The sequence below is a fragment of the Aeromonas sp. 600774 genome (genome assembly GCF_049175075.1).
GTDB classification, from domain to species: Bacteria; Pseudomonadota; Gammaproteobacteria; order Enterobacterales; family Aeromonadaceae; genus Aeromonas; species Aeromonas veronii_A.
This window is the reverse complement of record NZ_JAAKUJ010000009.1, coordinates 40,084-55,767: the sequence shown is the minus strand read 5'-3', so window position 1 is coordinate 55,767 and position 15,684 is coordinate 40,084. Positions and strand designations below refer to the sequence as shown.

The following is a 15,684-nucleotide window of genomic DNA, read 5'->3' as shown; positions in this document are numbered from 1 at the left end:
CCGCAAGGAGCAAGCAATGAAACTGACCCCCCTGTTGTTACTGATCCCCCTTTTGAGCGGCGCAGCCCTGGCTGATCCCCAATGCACCCAGACCGACCAAAGCAAGTGGCTGAGCGAGGCCGACGCCCAGCAGCAGATCAAGGCGATGGGCTACGACATCAAGAAGTTCAAGGTCACCAAAACCAACTGCTACGAGATCTACGGCTGGGACAAGGAGAAGCGCAAGGTCGAGATCTACTTCGACCCGACCGATCTGAAGAAAGTAAAAGAAGAGATCGACGAATAACGCAGTGACGGGCCGCTCTGGTGGCCCCTCCATGGAGTCTTGCCATGACAACCTCATCTGAAGTGAAAGTGTGGGATCCCCTCATCCGGGTGTTCCACTGGGCGACCGTCGCCCTCTGCCTGCTCAATTTCTTCGTACTGGAAGAGGGAAGCAAGCCCCACAAATATGCCGGCTACGCAGTAGGAGTCCTGCTCATCATCCGCCTGCTGTGGGGGATTGTCGGTTCCCATTACGCTCGCTTCGGCCAGTGGTGGCCGACACCGGCTCGGGTCCGCCACTACCTTCTCCAGCTGGCCCGTGGGCGCCACCCCTACTACCTCGGCCACAACCCGCTCGGAGCACTGATGATCTGGCTACTGCTACTCTCTTTGATTGGCACAGTCATCACAGGCTGGCTCACCACCTGGGATGCCTTCTGGGGTGAGGAGTGGCTGGAGGAGCTGCACGGTATCATTGCCAACACCCTGATGGCCGCTGTTGGCATCCATGCAACCGTGGTGATCCTGACTGATCGCCTAACCCACAGTGATCTGTTGCGTGCCATGGTGCTGGGTAAAAAACGGGTGCCCGTTGACATCAGGGTGGAAGATCCGCGCAGTGAATAACCGGGCGGCCCATCGGGACCCGGTTTTTTGCTGCAATAGCCCGCGACACTGGTAAGATGCGCCGCCATCTTATCTACGCCGTAATCATCATGACCGCCCAAGGGCACCTGCTCTTCTCCGTTACCTGCACCCTGATCGCCCACAAACTGCAGCTCACTCCGGCCCTGGCCGATGCCAGCTTGTGGCAAACCATCCCTGCCGCGCTGGCCAGCGCCCTGTTGCCCGACCTCGACCACCCCAAATCTGTGCTGGGGCAGCGACTGCCGTGGATCTCGAAACCTTTGTCGCGGCTGTTCGGCCATCGCGGCTTCACTCACAGTCTGCTGGCGGTCACCGCCGCTGTCTGGGGGCTGAACCAGAGTCTGCCGCCGGGCACTCTGCCCATGGGGGTCAAGGATGCCCTTATCGTCGGCTACCTCAGCCATCTGCTGGGGGACTGGCTCACCCCGGCAGGCATTCCGCTCTTCTGGCCCATCAAACGCCGTTACCGGCTGCCGGGCTGGCCGCTGCGCAGTGGCGGCGCCATCGAAACCGGCTTTTGCACCCTCACCCTGCTGGTTGCCGGCTGGTGGTGCGGTTGGCGCCTGTAAGCCAGCAACAAAAAAGCCCCTGACGAGGTCAGGGGCTCAAACCGTGGCAGATGCCACTAGAAGATCAGATCATGATGCCTGCGATAACAGCAGAGAGCAGGCTGACCAGAGTTGAACCGTAGACCAGCTTCAGACCGAAGCGCGAAACCATGTTGCCCTTCTCTTCGTTCAGCGCTTTTACTGCACCGGCGATGATGCCGATGGAGCTGAAGTTGGCGAAAGAGACCATGAAGATGGAGAGGATGCCGACGGTACGCGGGGAGAGCTCGGCAGCAATCTTGCCCAGATCCATCATGGCCACGAACTCGTTGGTCACCAGCTTGGTCGCCATGATGGAACCCGCTTGCAGCGCTTCACCACTCGGAATACCCAGGATCCAGGCGATTGGATAGAAGAGGTAGCCCATGACGTACTGGAAGTTGACACCAAACGCCAGCTCGAACAGGTAGTTGACCAGGGCAATCAGGGCGATAAAGCCCACCAGCATGGCCGCCACGATAACGGCCACGGAAAAACCGGCCATGATGTACTCGCCCAGCATCTCGAAGAAGTTCTCTCTCTTCGGCGTATGGTGCTCGTCGCCCTCGGCCAGCGCCTTGGCATCGGTCACGGTATTGTCCGGCTCGTAGGGGTTGATCAGCGACAGCACGACAAAGGTGCTGAACATGTTGAGCACCAGCGCAGCCACCACGTAACGCGGCTCGATCAGCTGCATGTAGGCACCGACGATGGACATGGAGACGGTGGACATGGCCGTTGCCGCCAGGGTGTACATCTGCTTCTCGTTCAGGTGCGGCAGGATCTTCTTGAGCGCGATGAAGTTCTCGGATTGACCGACGATCATCGAGCTGATGGCGTTGAAGGACTCCAGCTTGCCCATGCCGTTGATCTTGGCCAGCACGGTGCCGATACCGCGGATAACCAGCGGCAGCAGGCGGATATACTGCAGAATACCGATTAGTACGGAGATGAAGACAATGGGCATCAACACCATCAGGAAGAAGGTAAATGAACCTTCATTCATCATGCCGCCAAATACGAAGTCGGTTCCCTGCTTGGCAAACTCCATCAGCTTGGTGAAGCCAGCGGCAAAGCCACCTACTACAGCCAGACCCACTTCCGAGTTCAACATGAACCAGGCCAGCGCCAGTTCGACCACCAGCAGTTGGCCGATATAACGCAGCTTGATCTGTCTCCAGTTGTGGCGGTTAGCCAGCAGAGAAAGAGCGAGGACCATAACCAGTCCGAGCACAAAGTGAACGTATTCCATACCTGTAGCACCTGAGTGAATTGTAATTTTCGACCGGCGCCATCATAGACATTTGCACATTTAAAAATCAGAGAGTCATCACAATCCCGTGTAATAATATGCATGCAGGATAATACAAACGTTTTTAAATTAATTACGCAACAACCTGATATTAATCGCACAACTTTGACGACGACAAATTCATTAAAAAACATGATATTACACAATTAAAATGGCATTTTTACGGCCCTCCAAAATATCTCGACATCATTTTCGCAACATTATATTTAATGCCGCACTCGCCAATTGAATATTTTTCAATCATTATATTTAAACAACAGAAATAGCAAACGTTTATCCTCAATAAATAATTACATGCATGTTTGAATAATTACCCCGATATCCTTTCACATATTGCTCACAACCAATCTGGCAACAAATGACCCCATATGTTCCCCCATCGCTGACCGTTCAAAAATCCGCCACATCCGGTGTCACATTCTGGTATGATGCGCAGCCTTAGCGCTCGCGCATCCCCGTTTTCTCCGAAATAGAGTCCTTTTGTGAATAACAGCGAATTTAGCAGCCTCAATCTCTCCCCCGCCCTGCAAGAGAACCTCACCAGCCTGGGTTACCTGCAAATGACCCCGATCCAGGCCCAGAGCCTGCCCCTGGTACTCGATGGCAAAGACCTGATCGCCAAGGCAAAAACCGGCAGCGGCAAGACCGCCGCCTTCGGTCTCGGCCTGCTGGCCAAGCTCAACGTCAACCGCCTCGAAGTGCAGGCACTGGTACTCTGCCCGACCCGAGAACTGGCGGATCAAGTGGCTCAGGAGATCCGTCGTCTGGCGCGCGCCCTGCCCAACGTCAAGCTGGTCACCCTGTGCGGCGGCACCCCGACCGCACCGCAGTCCGCCACCCTGAGCTTTGGTGCCCACATTGCCGTCGGCACCCCGGGTCGTATTCTCAAGCATCTGGAGCAAGGCACGCTGGAGCTATCCGGCCTCAAGACGCTGGTGCTGGATGAAGCGGATCGCATGCTGGACATGGGCTTTGGCGAAGATATCAACCGGGTCATCAGCTATGCCCCCCAGCAGCGTCAGACCCTGCTCTTCTCCGCGACCTATCCGGAAGGGATCGCCCAGATGAGCCGCGGCGTGCAGCGCAATCCGGTCGAGGTGAGCGTGGAGTCCCTGCATGAGGGGAGCGCCATCGAACAGAAGCTCTACGAAGTGCCCGCCGGCCAGCGCCTCGACGCCCTCACCTGGCTGCTGAGCCACTACCAGCCCAGCTCCTGCGTGGTGTTCTGCAACACCAAGCGCGCCTGTAACGACGTGGCCGACCATCTGGCCGCAAAGGGCTTCTCGGCGCTGGCGCTGAACGGCGACCTGGAGCAGCGTGAGCGGGATCAGGTGCTGGTGCGTTTTGCCAACGGCAGCGCCACCATTCTGGTGGCCACCGACGTGGCGGCCCGCGGTCTCGACATCAAGGAGCTGGGCGCCGTCATCAACTACGAGCTGACCTATGATCCGGAAGTGCACGTGCATCGCATCGGCCGTACCGGCCGCGCCGGCCAGCAGGGTCTGGCCCTGAGCCTCTATCAGCCGAACGAGGCCCAGCGCGTCAACTTTATCGAAGAGTACCAGCAGGCTCCGATGCCGCTGGGTGATCTCGACAGCATCGGTCGCGACATCAAGCCGATCGCCCCGCAGATGGTGACCCTCTCCATCGATGCAGGCCGCAAGACCAAGGTGCGGGCCGGTGACATTCTGGGTGCCCTGACCGGTGAAGGCGGCATTGCCGGCGCCGATGTGGGCAAGATCCAGATCTCCGAGCAGTACTCCTACGTCGCGGTGAAGCGCAGCGTGGCGAGCGCCGCCCTCAAGCGGTTGCAGGAAGGCAAGATCAAGGGTCGCAGCTACCGCGCCCGCAAACTGGGCTAAGGTTTTTGCAAGCCTTTAGCCAGACCACAGGCGCCTGACAGGCGCCTGTTTCATATCTCCGATGCCGCCATGCGGCAAGACAGGCCCCATGACCCAAGCAATCCAGACCGATGTGAGCTGCCAGAACTGCGAAGCCTGCTGCTGCCGCCTCGAAGTGATGCTCTTTACCGATACTGGCGTGCCGGACCGTTATGTACTGGAACGGGAAGGCGAGATACCGGTCATGCGCCGGCTGGACGATGGCTGGTGCGCCGCCCTCGACCGCAACACCATGATGTGCCGTATCTACGAGGTACGGCCGTTGATCTGCCGTGAATTCGAGATGGGGGAACCCGACTGCATCGACGAGCGGGACAAGTGGTTTATCAATCTCGGTTAAATTGAGCGGCTCACTGCGCAGAGCGATAGCTCCTGCTCCAGCCAGCGAATGGCGGCCCCCTCCTGCTCGAAATAGCGCACAGCCCGAAACGGCAAGCCTTTGAAGATTTGATCGGCCAGATAGCGCTTGAATCCCCCCGACAGCACAACCGCCAGAAAGAGACAGCCGTTCTCGGCACACCAGCCAAACTGGCGGCGAAAACGGGCCAGCACCTCGGGCCCGGCCGCTTCGAACTCGGTCGCGACCTCGACAATCCCCCAGGGGCTATCCATCAGTCCGGCCAGTTCGTGACGAAAACGCGCTTCATAGGCCACGGCGCCTGCCAGATTGAAGGGGCCACGCGGGCGGCAGATCAGCATCTGGCCCCTGCGCTCCATGTCGAATTGCCCATGTGGCTGCATGACTGCTCCCATTCCGTTACCACCACCATCGCCTGCAAATTGTTACCACAAGGTAATAATTTATAAGGAAAAGTCCAGCAGCAAACAGGCTTTTCCCAAAGCGTGCTCATCCTATCCGGCAAACCGTTGGCACCTCATGTTACCGACATCCCGCACCGAACCGATCTCAAGATGTGTGATTGCAGTTAACGAAACGTTACTGCTATTATCCGCGCCGCCACAAACATTCCACCAACCGAAAGGTTTGGTGCTCCAACAAGGATGTGCAATGAAAAACAGGGACTCGAGTCATTACCAACGGATCTGGCGCTGGCACTTCTACGCCGGTCTCTTTGTCGCCCCTTTCCTGATCCTGCTGTCACTGACCGGGATCGTCTATCTGTTCAAACCCCAGCTCGACAACCTGATGTACCCCGAGCTGATGAAGGTCACCCCCGCCAGCCAGACACTGAGTGCCGACCAACTGCTGGCCAAGGCGATGATGACCATGCCCGATGCCAGCCTGCGTAAATACCTGCCGCCTGTCGCTCCCGAGCAGAGCGCCCAGTTCATCGTCAATCGGGGCGAGCAGGAGCTTACCCTGTTCCTCGATCCCGCCAGCGGCGCCCTGCTCGGCACCATGGATAACAAGTGGAATCTGCAAGCAGTGGCTCGCTCCCTGCACGCCGACCTGCTGCTCGGCACCACGGGGGATCGGCTGATCGAACTCGCCGCAGGCTGGGGGCTGGTACTGCTGCTGAGCGGTCTCTACCTCTGGTGGCCACGCAAAGGGCCCGGGGTGGGCGGCATCCTCTGGCCCAGAGTGAACCAGCGCGGACGCCTCTGGTGGCGAAATCTGCACGCAGTGGTCGGCTTCTGGGGCGCCGGTTTCCTGCTGCTGTTGCTGCTGAGCGGCATGACCTGGACCGGCTTCTGGGGCGATAAGTTTGCCGCTGTCTGGAACCGCTTCCCCGCCGCCATGTGGAACGAGGTGCCCAAATCGGCGCCGCTGGCCCGCACCCTGAATCAGGCACACGAGCAGACCGTTCCCTGGGCGGTGGAGAACACCCCTATGCCCAGCTCGCAGCCGGTCGATGAGGGACACGATCACGGTGCCATGAACCATGGCGAGCATGAGGGAGTGGTGATGGCGAGCCAGCGCATTGCGCTACAACGGGTCGTCGAGATCGCCCATGAGCGGAGAGTCCATCCGGGTTACAGCATCACCCCGCCGGTCGGCGCCACCAGCGTCTACACCATCGCCCTGTTTGCCGACGATCCGCGCAACGACGCCACCCTGCATGTCGATCAATACAGCGGCAAGGTGCTGGCCGATGTGCGCTGGCAGGATTACGGCCCGGTCGCCAAGACGGTAGAGAGTGGCGTCATGCTGCACATGGGCAAGCTCTACGGCTGGCCCCATCAGCTGGCCATGCTGCTTATCTGCCTGATGGTGCTGGCCAGCGCCGTGAGTGGTCTGTGGATCTGGTGGTGCCGTCGTCCGCAGGGCCGTCTCGCCGCGCCGCCGTTGCCTGCCAAACTCCCGCCGATGCGCGGTGCCATCGCCCTGCTGATCCTGCTGGGGATCGCCTTCCCGCTGGTGGGCGCCTCCATGGTCGCCATCTGGCTGCTGGATACCCTGATTTTCTCCCGCCGCCCTCTCAGGGTGGCGCGCGCCAGCTAAACCGGCCAAAACCAAAAAGGGCTCCCATATCGGGAGCCCTTTTTATTGTTCGCCTTGGCGAGCTGCGACCAGCAGTCAGGAGAGCGCCAACCCGATAGAGAGCAGCAGACTGAACAGAAACGCGCTGATGGCGGTCTTCTTGAGGGCGCCAGTCAGCACCTCGCCATCGTAGCTTTCGCGCAAGGTGCGCGCCGCATCGCTGAGGGGCTTCATGGCGGGCAGGAAGATCCACGGCCAGAAACTGGCGGGCTGGATCAGGATAAAGGCGATGGTTGCCAGCAGCGCCGCCCCCAGCAACACCCAGTGATAGGCGATGGCACGGTTGCGGCCAAGGCGCACTGCCAGGGTGATCTTGCCGCTGGCGGCGTCGGTCTCGATATCGCGCACATTGTTGATATTGAGCACGGCGGTGGCCAGCAGACCACAAGCGGTGGCAGGCAGCAGCAGATCCCACTCCAGACTCTTGGTGAAGAGGTAGTAGGAGCCGAGCACCCCCAGCAGACCGAAGAAGAGGAACACCGAGATATCGCCAAACCCGCGATAGCCGTAAGGGGTCTTGCCGACCGTGTAGGTCACCGCCGCGACAATGGCCGCGCCACCCAGCACCACAAATGCCAAAATCTGCAGCCACTGGCCGCCGAAGGCACAGCCCAGCAGCATCAGGCCACTGGCCACCGCCGCCAGCGCGGTCAGCCCCATCGCCACGCACATCTGCTTTTTGGTGATAAGACCGGAGACCACCGCCCGCTGCGGGCCGATCCGCTCACCGTTGTCGGCGCCGGAGACCGCATCGCCGTAATCGTTGGCCAGATTGGAGAGGATCTGCAGCAGGATGGCGGTCAGCAGGGAGAGCGCCATGATGGTGCCATCGAAGGCGCCACGACTGGCAGCCAGCCCCGAGCCCAGCAGGATGGAAGAGCAGGCGAGCGGCAGTGTTCGCAAACGCGCCGCCAGCAACCAAACAGAGAAGGTATTTGTCATTTTGTGATGGCCAAACAATCGGATATTGATCGTGTTAAGGGTTATCGAACAGGATTTGGGTATACTTGACCCCGGAGAGTGAAGCTCCCGCGGGCGATTTACATGGACGAATGGGCAGATAATATATAGGAAATCATCGCCCTTTGGCATAAACCTACGGCATCCAGCTACCGGATCGCTCGTTACTACCCGGCTCAGACAAGAATCCATGTTGGCTCAGACCCATATCAAGCAACAACTGGACGCCCTGCGTCACAGCAACGTCAGCGGCTTCGTACGGTTGCGAGTGGCGATCGAAATCCGCTCCTTTCTGGGCTGGCTCGCGGCGCAAACCCTCTATCCCCGCATCTACTGGCAGGCCCGTGGAGAGGCTCGTCCCGAGTATGTCGCGCTGGGCGCCATCCATGAACTGACCGAACCGCACGCCATCAAGCAGGTGTGCACGAACACAGCCAACCAGCATCATGACGACAGCCCTCGCTACTATGGTGGACTGGCGTTCGATCCGGCCCAGTCCGGCTGGCAAGGGTTTGGCCCCTGCCGTTTCGTGCTGCCCCGCATCGAGCTGGTGCGCCGTGGTGAGTGCGTCAGTCTCTGCCTCAACCTCTGGCTGGATGAAAACAATCTCGAGGCCGAACTGCAGGCGGCCGAAGCCGCCCTCGATGCCCTGCGTCCGGAAGCTGCGCTGCCCGCCCTGCAAAAGCAGCCCTGGCAGCGACAGGATTGCCCCGGCCCCGCCCAGTGGCAGACGCTGGTGGAGCGCGTCACCGCCCCCGATTTTCAGGCCCACACCCCCAAGGTGGTGCTGTCGCGGGAGAGCGTGCTGACCAGTCCGAACCACGATGCGGATATCAATCCCTGGGCCATGCTCGACCAGTGGGCCCGCCACGCCCAGGACTGCTTCCACTTCGGTTTTCAATTCTCCCCCGAGCAGGCCTTTATCGCCTGCTCCCCCGAGCGGCTCTACCGCCGGGAAGATCGCCACCTCTTTACCGAGGCGCTGGCGGGCACCATTCGCCGCTCCGGCGATGAAGAGGTGGATGCCCAACTGGCCGCCGAGCTGCTGGCCGACAGCAAGAACCGGCTGGAGAACCGGCTGGTACATGCCGACATCCTCAGCCGACTGGCGCCACTGACCCACGATGCCACCCTGACCGAGCCACGCATTCTGAAACTGCGGCTGCTGCAACACCTCAAGTGCGATATTGAGGCCGAGCTCAAGCCCGGCGTCTGCGACTGGCAGCTGCTCGATGCCCTTCATCCGACTCCTGCGGTGGGCGGTGCCCCGCGCGAGGCGGCGCTCGCCTTTATCCGCGAGTTCGAGCCCTACGATCGGGGCTGGTACGCCGGTGCCTGCGGCATGCTGAGTAGGGAGACCTCCGAGTTCTCGGTCGCCATTCGCAGCGCCCGCATTCAGCCGGGCAGCGTCACCCTGTTTGCCGGTGCCGGCATTGTCGCCGGTTCCGAGCCTGTCGCCGAGTGGGCCGAGCTCGACAACAAGATCGCCAATGTGCTCTCCCTGCTGGGATAGTCATTCACCCTTTTCACGCTACGAGAGCCCCTATGCCCACCCGTAAAGAGCCTGCCAGCGAAGAGTTTTCCTGCCCCCCGTTTTCGAGCCAGCACGCCACCTTCAACCACGTCTGGTCCTCCCTCTTGCTGGAGGAGCTCTTTCGCCTCGGGGTGCGCGACATCGCGCTGGCCCCCGGTTCCCGCTCTGCGCCGCTGACCATGGCAGCCGCCGCCCATCAGGGCTTTCGTCGTCACCTGCACTTTGACGAGCGCGGTCTCGGCTTTATGGCGCTGGGTCTTGCCAAGGGGAGCAACCGGCCCGTGGCGGTGATCATGACGTCGGGCACCGCGGTAGCCAACCTCTGGCCCGCCGTGGCAGAGGCCCAGCTCACCGGCGTACCGCTGATTATTCTCTCCGCCGATCGCCCTCACGAGCTTATCGACAACGGCGCCAATCAGGCGATCGACCAGCAGGGGATCTTCGGCCGCTACCCCGTCTATCAGCAGAACCTGCCGAGCCCCACCCCGACTATTCCGGCGGCGTTTGTGCTGAGCTCGGTGGATCAGGCGCTGGCCAAACAGGCGCTCACCCCCGGGGTGGTGCACTTCAACTGCATGTACCCGGAGCCCCTTTACCCGGGGGAGCACTATCAGGATTTCTCCGACTATCTGGCCCCCCTCGGTGACTGGCTCGGCTCGCACAAGCCCTGGAGCCCGTGGCAGCAAAACGAGCCGACCTGCCCACCTCAGGCGGAGTGGGAAACCTTTCGGCAACAGCGCGGCATCGTTGTAGCTGGCCGCATTACCGACCCGAATCAGGCACAGGCCGCCGCCGCGCTGGCGGAGCAACTCGGCTGGCCGCTGCTGGCAGATCTGCAGAGCCAGATCCGTTTCGATAGCCGCAACCTAATCCATATGGATCTGGCGCTCAACGACCCTGAATTTGTCGCCGAGTTGGGCCGCGCCGAGGTGCTGCTGCAATTTGGCGCGCGGCTTGTCTCCAAGCGGCTTGGCCAGTTCATAAAACACCATTCATGGCAGGATTACTGGCTGGTGGATCCGCAACCGGCGCGGCTCGATCCCGACTACCGGCTGCGCAACCGGCTACTCTGCAGTGCCAGCGCTTTTGCCTCTGCCCATCCGGTCACGGCCAGCAAGGCTCCCTGGCATCGGTTGCCAACTCTGCTGCAACCGGTCGGTCAGGCGATAGCCGCTGCCTGCGATCGCTTCTCCGAGCTCGGAGTCTGCCATCGCATCAATCGCCTTATCGAGGGGCAGCTCTTTGTCGGCAACAGCATGCCAGCCCGACTGATGGACATGCTCGGCGAAACGGGCAAGGGGCCGAGCCGGGTGATGACCAACCGCGGCGCCTCCGGCATCGATGGCCTTATCGCCACCGCTTACGGATTTGCGCAAAGCAGCAACCAACCCACCACCCTGCTGATCGGCGATCTGAGCGCCCTGCACGATCTCAACAGCCTGGCCCTGCTCAGCAAGGCGAGCCAGCCGTTGGTGGTGATCCTGCTCAACAACGATGGCGGCAGCATCTTTCGCATGTTGCCGGTGCCCACCGAAGGGGAGCTGCTGGAGAGCTACTATCGGCTGCCCCACGGCCTCGGCTTTGAACATGCCGCCGCCATGTTTGGCCTCGCCTACCGCGCTCCGACAACCTTGGCCGAGTTCGAGCAGGAGTACGGTTTGGCCCTCAAGGGTGGCGTTACCCTGATCGAGATCAGGGTACCGAGCGAGCAGGTGGCCGATGATCTCAAGGCATTGGGAGCCACCATCCGTGAGCTGTAACGACACACCGCTGGTTCTGCTGCACGGTCTGCTCGGCGATGGAAACGACTGGCAACCGGTCATTGACCGCCTGCCCGGCCACCACTGCATTGCCCTCGACCTACCGGGTCACGGCCAGCATCACGAGCTGCGGGTCAACGACTTCGAGCAGAGTCACCAGTGGCTGTGCCGCGAGCTAGCCAGTCGCGGTATCGAGCACTACCTGCTGGTCGGCTACTCGCTGGGCGGGCGACTGGCCCTCTACCACGCCAGCCGTGAGCCGGCGGGGCTATCGGGACTGCTGCTGGAGAACTGCCACCCGGGGCTGCCAACCGGTGAGCGGGCCGCCCGCATCGCCCACGATGAGAGCTGGGCAGAGCGCTTCGAGCGCGAGCCCCTGGCTGACGTGCTGGCCGACTGGTATCGGCAGGGGGTATTTGCCGATCTCGACGAGGCGGCCCGCGCCCGCCAGATCGCTCGCCGCCTTGGCAACGACGGCAAGGCCGTGGCCGCCATGCTGCGCGCAACCTCCCTTGGCAAGCAGCCGGATCTCGCTTCCTGGCTGGGGCAAGGCGAGTTGCCTGTCAATTATGTCAGCGGCAAGCGGGATCACAAATTCCATCAGCTGGCTTGCCTCATGGCGAGTCAGCATCGCAAAATCAACCACTTGGAGCTGGATGGCGGCCATAATCTGCATGCCCATCAGCCTGATAACTTTGCCCGACTCCTCGCGGAGTGGGTCAACCAACAAGAAGAGACGAGTCATGATTGAAGCAATGACGGAAGCTGAACTGTATGCACCTGTTCAACATGCCGGGATTGCCCAACTCTGTGTTCAACTCGGTGCGCAACTGCACTCTCCCAGATCAGAAGGAAAAAACCATGATTGAAGCAATGACGGAAGCGGAACTGTACGCTCCGGTTGAGTGGCAGGATTGCTCCGCCGGTTACGAGGACATCCTCTATCACAAGTCCAACGATGGCATTGCCAAGATCACCATCAACCGTCCCCAGGTACGCAACGCCTTCCGTCCCCGTACCGTCAAAGAGATGCTGCAGGCGCTAGCCGATGCCCGTTATGACGATCAGATCGGCACCATCATCCTGACCGGTTTTGGCGAGAAAGCCTTCTGCGCCGGCGGCGATCAGAAGATCCGTGGCGACTACGGTGGATACCGTGATGACGAGGGGACTCACCACCTCAATGTGCTCGACTTCCAGCGCGACATCCGTACCTGCCCGAAACCTGTGGTTGCCATGGTGGCCGGTTACGCGGTCGGTGGCGGCCACGTGCTGCACATGATGTGTGACCTGACCATCGCCGCCGACAACGCCCAGTTTGGCCAGACCGGCCCGAAAGTGGGCTCCTTCGACGGCGGTTGGGGTGCTTCCTACATGGCTCGCATCGTCGGCCAGAAGAAAGCCCGCGAAATCTGGTTCCTTTGCCGCATGTACGATGCCCAGCAAGCCCTCGACATGGGTCTGGTCAACACCGTCGTGCCATTGGCCGAACTGGAGCGTGAAACCGTGCGCTGGTGCCGTGAAATGCTGCAAAACAGCCCGATGGCGCTGCGTTGCCTGAAAGCCGCCCTCAACGCTGACTGTGATGGTCAGGCGGGCTTGCAGGAGCTGGCGGGCAATGCCACCATGCTCTTCTACATGACCGAAGAGGGTCAGGAAGGCCGCAACGCCTTCAACGAAAAGCGTCGCCCCGACTTCTCCAAATACAAGCGGAACCCCTGATGACACTAGCCCTGTATCGCTATCAACTGCCTTTTACCCAGCCACTGACCTTTCACGGCAAGGTGGAGGTGGCGCGAGAGGGGCTGTTGGTGCGCATCAACGACGGCTGGGGGGAAATTGCCCCCCTGCCCGGCTTCTCGAAAGAGAGCCTGCAACAGGCAGAGGCAGAAGCCCTTGCCACGCTGGCGGCCCTGGCCGCCGGCGATACCCCGAACCCCGTGCTGCCGTCGGTGCAATTTGGCTTCGACTGCGCGCGCCGGACATGGTCCGAGCAGAGCAACCCGCTGCCGGAGCCCTATCCCCTCATTCAAGGCTCCCCCCAGGAGCTGCTGCGCAACTGGAAAGAGTGGCTGAACCGCACGCCCGGCAAGGCCAAGCTTAAGGTGGCGCGCTACCCGATGCGTGACGAGTTGGCGCTGATCCGCCTGCTGTGCGACCGCATCCCCTCCCTCAAGCTGGTGCTGGATGCCAACCAGGGCTGGACTCGCGAGGAGGCGTGGACCTTCTGCGGCCACCTCGACCCGAACCGCATCGAGTATCTGGAAGACCCCTGCGCCGACTTTGCCGACATCGCCTTTGTCGCCAACCGCACCGGCATGCCAGTGGCGCTGGACGAGCTGCTGGCACAAGGCAAGCCGTGGGAGCCGATCCCGCAACTGCGCGCGCTGGTGCTCAAGCCTACCCTGCTCGGTTCACTCGCCAACTGCGAAGCGCTGATCGCCCGCGCCCGCGAACTGCGGCTCAAGGTGATCATCTCCTCCTGCTTCGAATCGGATCTGGGCCTGAACCAGCTGTTTCATCTGGCGGGCGAATGGGCGCCGGAACAGGCGCCGGGTCTGGATACCCGCCGCTGGATGGCAGGCAATCTGCTGGGGGAAGATGGCAAACCGGATCTGAGCCGACTGGAGCAACTGTATTACCGTGATTGACCCCTCCAGCTCATCCGAACAGACGCCTTGCCCGGTACGCCACCGGGCAATCACAGCCCCGAACCGCATTGCCATCCACACCGCCTCGCCTCTCAGTTATCGCCAGCTCGATGCTCGCCTCAACAGCCTGTGCCAACAGCTGGAACAAGCCGGAGTGCGTCGTGGCGCTCATCTGGCGGCGGTGGTGCGCGGTGCGCTGGAAGATGTGCTGCTGGCGTGGGCCTGCGTGCGCAGCGGCGTGGTGTTCTGCCCGCTCAACCCCGCCTTTCCTCTCGAAAAGCAGCGCGAGCTGGCGGTGCAACTCGATGCCGATGCCTTCTGGTCGGCAGGGGAGATCCCGGCAGGCAACTGGCAGCCCTTGCCGATCGACTTCACGCGCGAACTGCCAGCAAGAGAGGAAGCGTGGCCGCTGGAATCGACCCAACTCAACAATATGATCCTCACCTCCGGCTCCAGCGGCACGCCGAAAGCGGTGGTGCACCGGCTCTGCAACCACCAGGCCTCGGCGCGCGGCTCTGCCAGCCTCATTCCCCTCGATGAGAAGTCCGGCTGGCTGCTTTCCCTGCCGCTGTTCCATGTGGGCGGCTACGCCATCCTGTTTCGGGTCTTTCTGGCGGGCGCCACTCTGGTACTGGATCAACGTGAACGCTCCCTCAAGGAGCGGCTGGAGTGCCAGCCCATCACTCACCTCTCGCTGGTGCCAACCCAGCTCTGGCGTCTGCTGGCAGAGGGTTTTGATCCCGCTCGCACCCGCCTGCGCGAGCTGCTGCTCGGTGGCGCCGCCATCCCGCAACCGCTGGTGAGCCGACTCTGCGCCATGGGGCTCGAACCCAAGGTGAGTTATGGTCTCTCCGAGATGGGGAGCCAGGTCTGCACCGCTATCCCCGGCGATGCAGGCGTAGTTGGCAAACCGCTACCGGGACGGGAAGTGTGCATCAGGGAGCAGGAGATCTGCGTGCGCGGCGCCACCCTGTTTGCCGGTTACTACCGAGATGGCGAGCTGGAACTGCCCCTCGATAACGAAGGCTGGTTTCATACCCGCGACAAGGGGAGGTTCACTGCGGCAGGGGAACTGCTGGTAGAGGGTCGGCTCGACAACCTTTTTATCTCGGGCGGTGAGAATATCCAGCCCGAGACCATAGAACAGCGACTGGTGGATCATCCCACCGTCGCCCAGGCGCTGGTGGTGCCGGTACCGAGCGACGAATGGGGGCAACGCCCCGCCGCCTTTATCGACTGGCACGGCGGACCGGTTCCCGACTCCGAACTGGCAGCCTGGATCCGCAGCGCCCTGCCCGGCTTTATGGTGCCCGACCACTGGCTCCCCTGGCCCGATCTTGGCGGCAATCTCAAACCCTCACGCCAACAGTTGGGCAAGATTGCCCGACAGCTGACCACTCGGGCACAACAAGCTGAATGAGATCGGACTCACAATTTACCGATCTGCTCTGAAAACAGAAAAGGAAACATGTGAGTCTTCACTGCGGCGGCAGCTCCCGATAATCCGCATAGATGCTAGGCCATGACATCTTATTGATTTATATGGCCTAAAATTGAAAGTTGATATCCCTTTGGAACCATTTAGATTGCTTTGCGATTACTCGCAAGACAATACACAAACAAC

Annotated in this window: 16 protein-coding genes; 13 read left to right on the top strand and 3 right to left on the bottom strand. The window is 61.1% G+C overall.

Annotated elements, in window-relative coordinates; genetic code table 11:
• Positions 1 to 16: 16 nt before the first annotated feature.
• The 3 genes from G5171_RS11205 to G5171_RS11195 all read left to right on the top strand — a co-directional run bounded on the left by G5171_RS11205 (position 17) and on the right by G5171_RS11195 (position 1,481).
• The gene (locus G5171_RS11205) at positions 17 to 286 is read left to right on the top strand and encodes a PepSY domain-containing protein (RefSeq protein WP_005341469.1); all 270 of its coding nucleotides are present in this window, start codon (positions 17 to 19) and stop codon (positions 284 to 286) included.
• 44 nt (positions 287 to 330) lie between these two features.
• Positions 331 to 891, top strand: coding sequence for a cytochrome b/b6 domain-containing protein (locus G5171_RS11200; RefSeq protein WP_421250740.1), 561 nt, complete (start codon positions 331 to 333; stop codon positions 889 to 891).
• 89 nt (positions 892 to 980) lie between these two features.
• Entirely contained in the window at positions 981 to 1,481 is a 501-nt protein-coding gene (locus G5171_RS11195) for a metal-dependent hydrolase (protein ID WP_421260225.1), read from the top strand.
• 64 nt (positions 1,482 to 1,545) lie between these two features.
• Here G5171_RS11195 and G5171_RS11190 read toward each other — a convergent pair whose 3' ends face one another.
• Positions 1,546 to 2,751, bottom strand: coding sequence for a NupC/NupG family nucleoside CNT transporter (locus G5171_RS11190; protein WP_005341473.1), 1,206 nt, complete (start codon positions 2,749 to 2,751; stop codon positions 1,546 to 1,548).
• 542 nt (positions 2,752 to 3,293) lie between these two features.
• Here G5171_RS11190 and dbpA point away from each other — a divergent pair.
• Together dbpA and G5171_RS11180 are read left to right on the top strand one after the other, a co-directional pair.
• Positions 3,294 to 4,673, top strand: a complete 1,380-nt coding sequence (gene dbpA / locus G5171_RS11185) for an ATP-dependent RNA helicase DbpA (RefSeq protein WP_005335919.1) — start codon at positions 3,294 to 3,296, stop codon at positions 4,671 to 4,673.
• Between the two features lie 88 nt (positions 4,674 to 4,761).
• On the top strand, positions 4,762 to 5,052 hold the full coding sequence (locus tag G5171_RS11180; protein ID WP_216980058.1) for a YkgJ family cysteine cluster protein: 291 nt from the start codon (positions 4,762 to 4,764) through the stop codon (positions 5,050 to 5,052).
• Here G5171_RS11180 and G5171_RS11175 read toward each other — a convergent pair.
• Positions 5,049 to 5,453, bottom strand: a complete 405-nt coding sequence (locus G5171_RS11175) for a hypothetical protein (RefSeq protein WP_421250739.1) — start codon at positions 5,451 to 5,453, stop codon at positions 5,049 to 5,051. The two genes, G5171_RS11180 and G5171_RS11175, sit on opposite strands and share 4 nt — an antisense overlap.
• Before the next feature lie 268 nt (positions 5,454 to 5,721).
• Here G5171_RS11175 and G5171_RS11170 point away from each other — a divergent pair, with 268 nt between their 5' ends.
• The gene (locus G5171_RS11170; RefSeq protein WP_421260187.1) at positions 5,722 to 7,116 is read left to right on the top strand and encodes a PepSY-associated TM helix domain-containing protein; all 1,395 of its coding nucleotides are present in this window, start codon (positions 5,722 to 5,724) and stop codon (positions 7,114 to 7,116) included.
• A gap of 75 nt (positions 7,117 to 7,191) precedes the next feature.
• Here the strand turns inward: G5171_RS11170 and G5171_RS11165 are convergent, their stop codons facing one another.
• Entirely contained in the window at positions 7,192 to 8,097 is a 906-nt protein-coding gene (locus G5171_RS11165; RefSeq protein WP_421250737.1) for a 1,4-dihydroxy-2-naphthoate polyprenyltransferase, read from the bottom strand.
• A gap of 208 nt (positions 8,098 to 8,305) precedes the next feature.
• On the opposite strand from G5171_RS11165, the gene G5171_RS11160 reads away from it, so the two are divergent.
• From G5171_RS11160 to menE, 7 genes are read left to right on the top strand one after another with little or no spacing between them, the layout of a single operon-like run.
• Positions 8,306 to 9,628, top strand: a complete 1,323-nt coding sequence (locus G5171_RS11160; protein ID WP_216980054.1) for an isochorismate synthase — start codon at positions 8,306 to 8,308, stop codon at positions 9,626 to 9,628.
• 32 nt (positions 9,629 to 9,660) lie between these two features.
• Positions 9,661 to 11,409 (top strand): 2-succinyl-5-enolpyruvyl-6-hydroxy-3-cyclohexene-1-carboxylic-acid synthase, encoded by a 1,749-nt coding sequence (menD, locus tag G5171_RS11155; RefSeq protein ID WP_421260186.1) that lies wholly within the window; start codon positions 9,661 to 9,663, stop codon positions 11,407 to 11,409.
• A complete protein-coding gene (menH, locus tag G5171_RS11150) occupies positions 11,369 to 12,160 on the top strand; it encodes a 2-succinyl-6-hydroxy-2,4-cyclohexadiene-1-carboxylate synthase (RefSeq protein ID WP_421260185.1) in 792 nt (263 codons plus the stop codon). Before menD ends, menH begins: the two co-directional genes overlap by 41 nt.
• The gene (locus G5171_RS11145) at positions 12,153 to 12,278 is read left to right on the top strand and encodes a hypothetical protein (protein WP_265177226.1); all 126 of its coding nucleotides are present in this window, start codon (positions 12,153 to 12,155) and stop codon (positions 12,276 to 12,278) included. Before menH ends, G5171_RS11145 begins: the two co-directional genes overlap by 8 nt.
• On the top strand, positions 12,271 to 13,131 hold the full coding sequence (menB, locus tag G5171_RS11140) for a 1,4-dihydroxy-2-naphthoyl-CoA synthase (RefSeq protein ID WP_005354934.1): 861 nt from the start codon (positions 12,271 to 12,273) through the stop codon (positions 13,129 to 13,131). Before G5171_RS11145 ends, menB begins: the two co-directional genes overlap by 8 nt.
• Positions 13,131 to 14,060: an o-succinylbenzoate synthase gene (gene menC / locus G5171_RS11135; protein WP_421260184.1), complete on the top strand. Its 930-nt coding sequence runs from the start codon at positions 13,131 to 13,133 to the stop codon at positions 14,058 to 14,060. The genes menB and menC overlap by 1 nt, the downstream gene beginning before the upstream one ends.
• Positions 14,053 to 15,480 carry an o-succinylbenzoate--CoA ligase gene (gene menE / locus G5171_RS11130; RefSeq protein WP_421260183.1) on the top strand — a complete coding sequence of 476 codons (1,428 nt, stop codon included), beginning with the start codon at positions 14,053 to 14,055 and terminating at the stop codon, positions 15,478 to 15,480. The genes menC and menE overlap by 8 nt, the downstream gene beginning before the upstream one ends.
• Positions 15,481 to 15,684 lie beyond the last annotated feature (204 nt).

Bases quoted from the DNA above. Each gene is read 5' to 3' on its own strand.
- G5171_RS11205 (WP_005341469.1), top strand. From the start codon at position 17: ATGAAACTGACCCCCCTGTTGTTACTGATCCCCCTTTTGAGCGGCGCA.
- G5171_RS11200 (WP_421250740.1), top strand. From the start codon at position 331: ATGACAACCTCATCTGAAGTGAAAGTGTGGGATCCCCTCATCCGGGTG.
- G5171_RS11195 (WP_421260225.1), top strand. From the start codon at position 981: ATGACCGCCCAAGGGCACCTGCTCTTCTCCGTTACCTGCACCCTGATC.
- G5171_RS11190 (WP_005341473.1), bottom strand. From the start codon at position 2,751: ATGGAATACGTTCACTTTGTGCTCGGACTGGTTATGGTCCTCGCTCTT.
- G5171_RS11180 (WP_216980058.1), top strand. From the start codon at position 4,762: ATGACCCAAGCAATCCAGACCGATGTGAGCTGCCAGAACTGCGAAGCC.
- G5171_RS11175 (WP_421250739.1), bottom strand. From the start codon at position 5,453: ATGCAGCCACATGGGCAATTCGACATGGAGCGCAGGGGCCAGATGCTG.
- G5171_RS11170 (WP_421260187.1), top strand. From the start codon at position 5,722: ATGAAAAACAGGGACTCGAGTCATTACCAACGGATCTGGCGCTGGCAC.
- G5171_RS11165 (WP_421250737.1), bottom strand. From the start codon at position 8,097: ATGACAAATACCTTCTCTGTTTGGTTGCTGGCGGCGCGTTTGCGAACA.
- G5171_RS11160 (WP_216980054.1), top strand. From the start codon at position 8,306: ATGTTGGCTCAGACCCATATCAAGCAACAACTGGACGCCCTGCGTCAC.
- menD (WP_421260186.1), top strand. From the start codon at position 9,661: ATGCCCACCCGTAAAGAGCCTGCCAGCGAAGAGTTTTCCTGCCCCCCG.
- menH (WP_421260185.1), top strand. From the start codon at position 11,369: ATGATCTCAAGGCATTGGGAGCCACCATCCGTGAGCTGTAACGACACA.
- G5171_RS11145 (WP_265177226.1), top strand. From the start codon at position 12,153: ATGATTGAAGCAATGACGGAAGCTGAACTGTATGCACCTGTTCAACAT.
- menB (WP_005354934.1), top strand. From the start codon at position 12,271: ATGATTGAAGCAATGACGGAAGCGGAACTGTACGCTCCGGTTGAGTGG.
- menC (WP_421260184.1), top strand. From the start codon at position 13,131: ATGACACTAGCCCTGTATCGCTATCAACTGCCTTTTACCCAGCCACTG.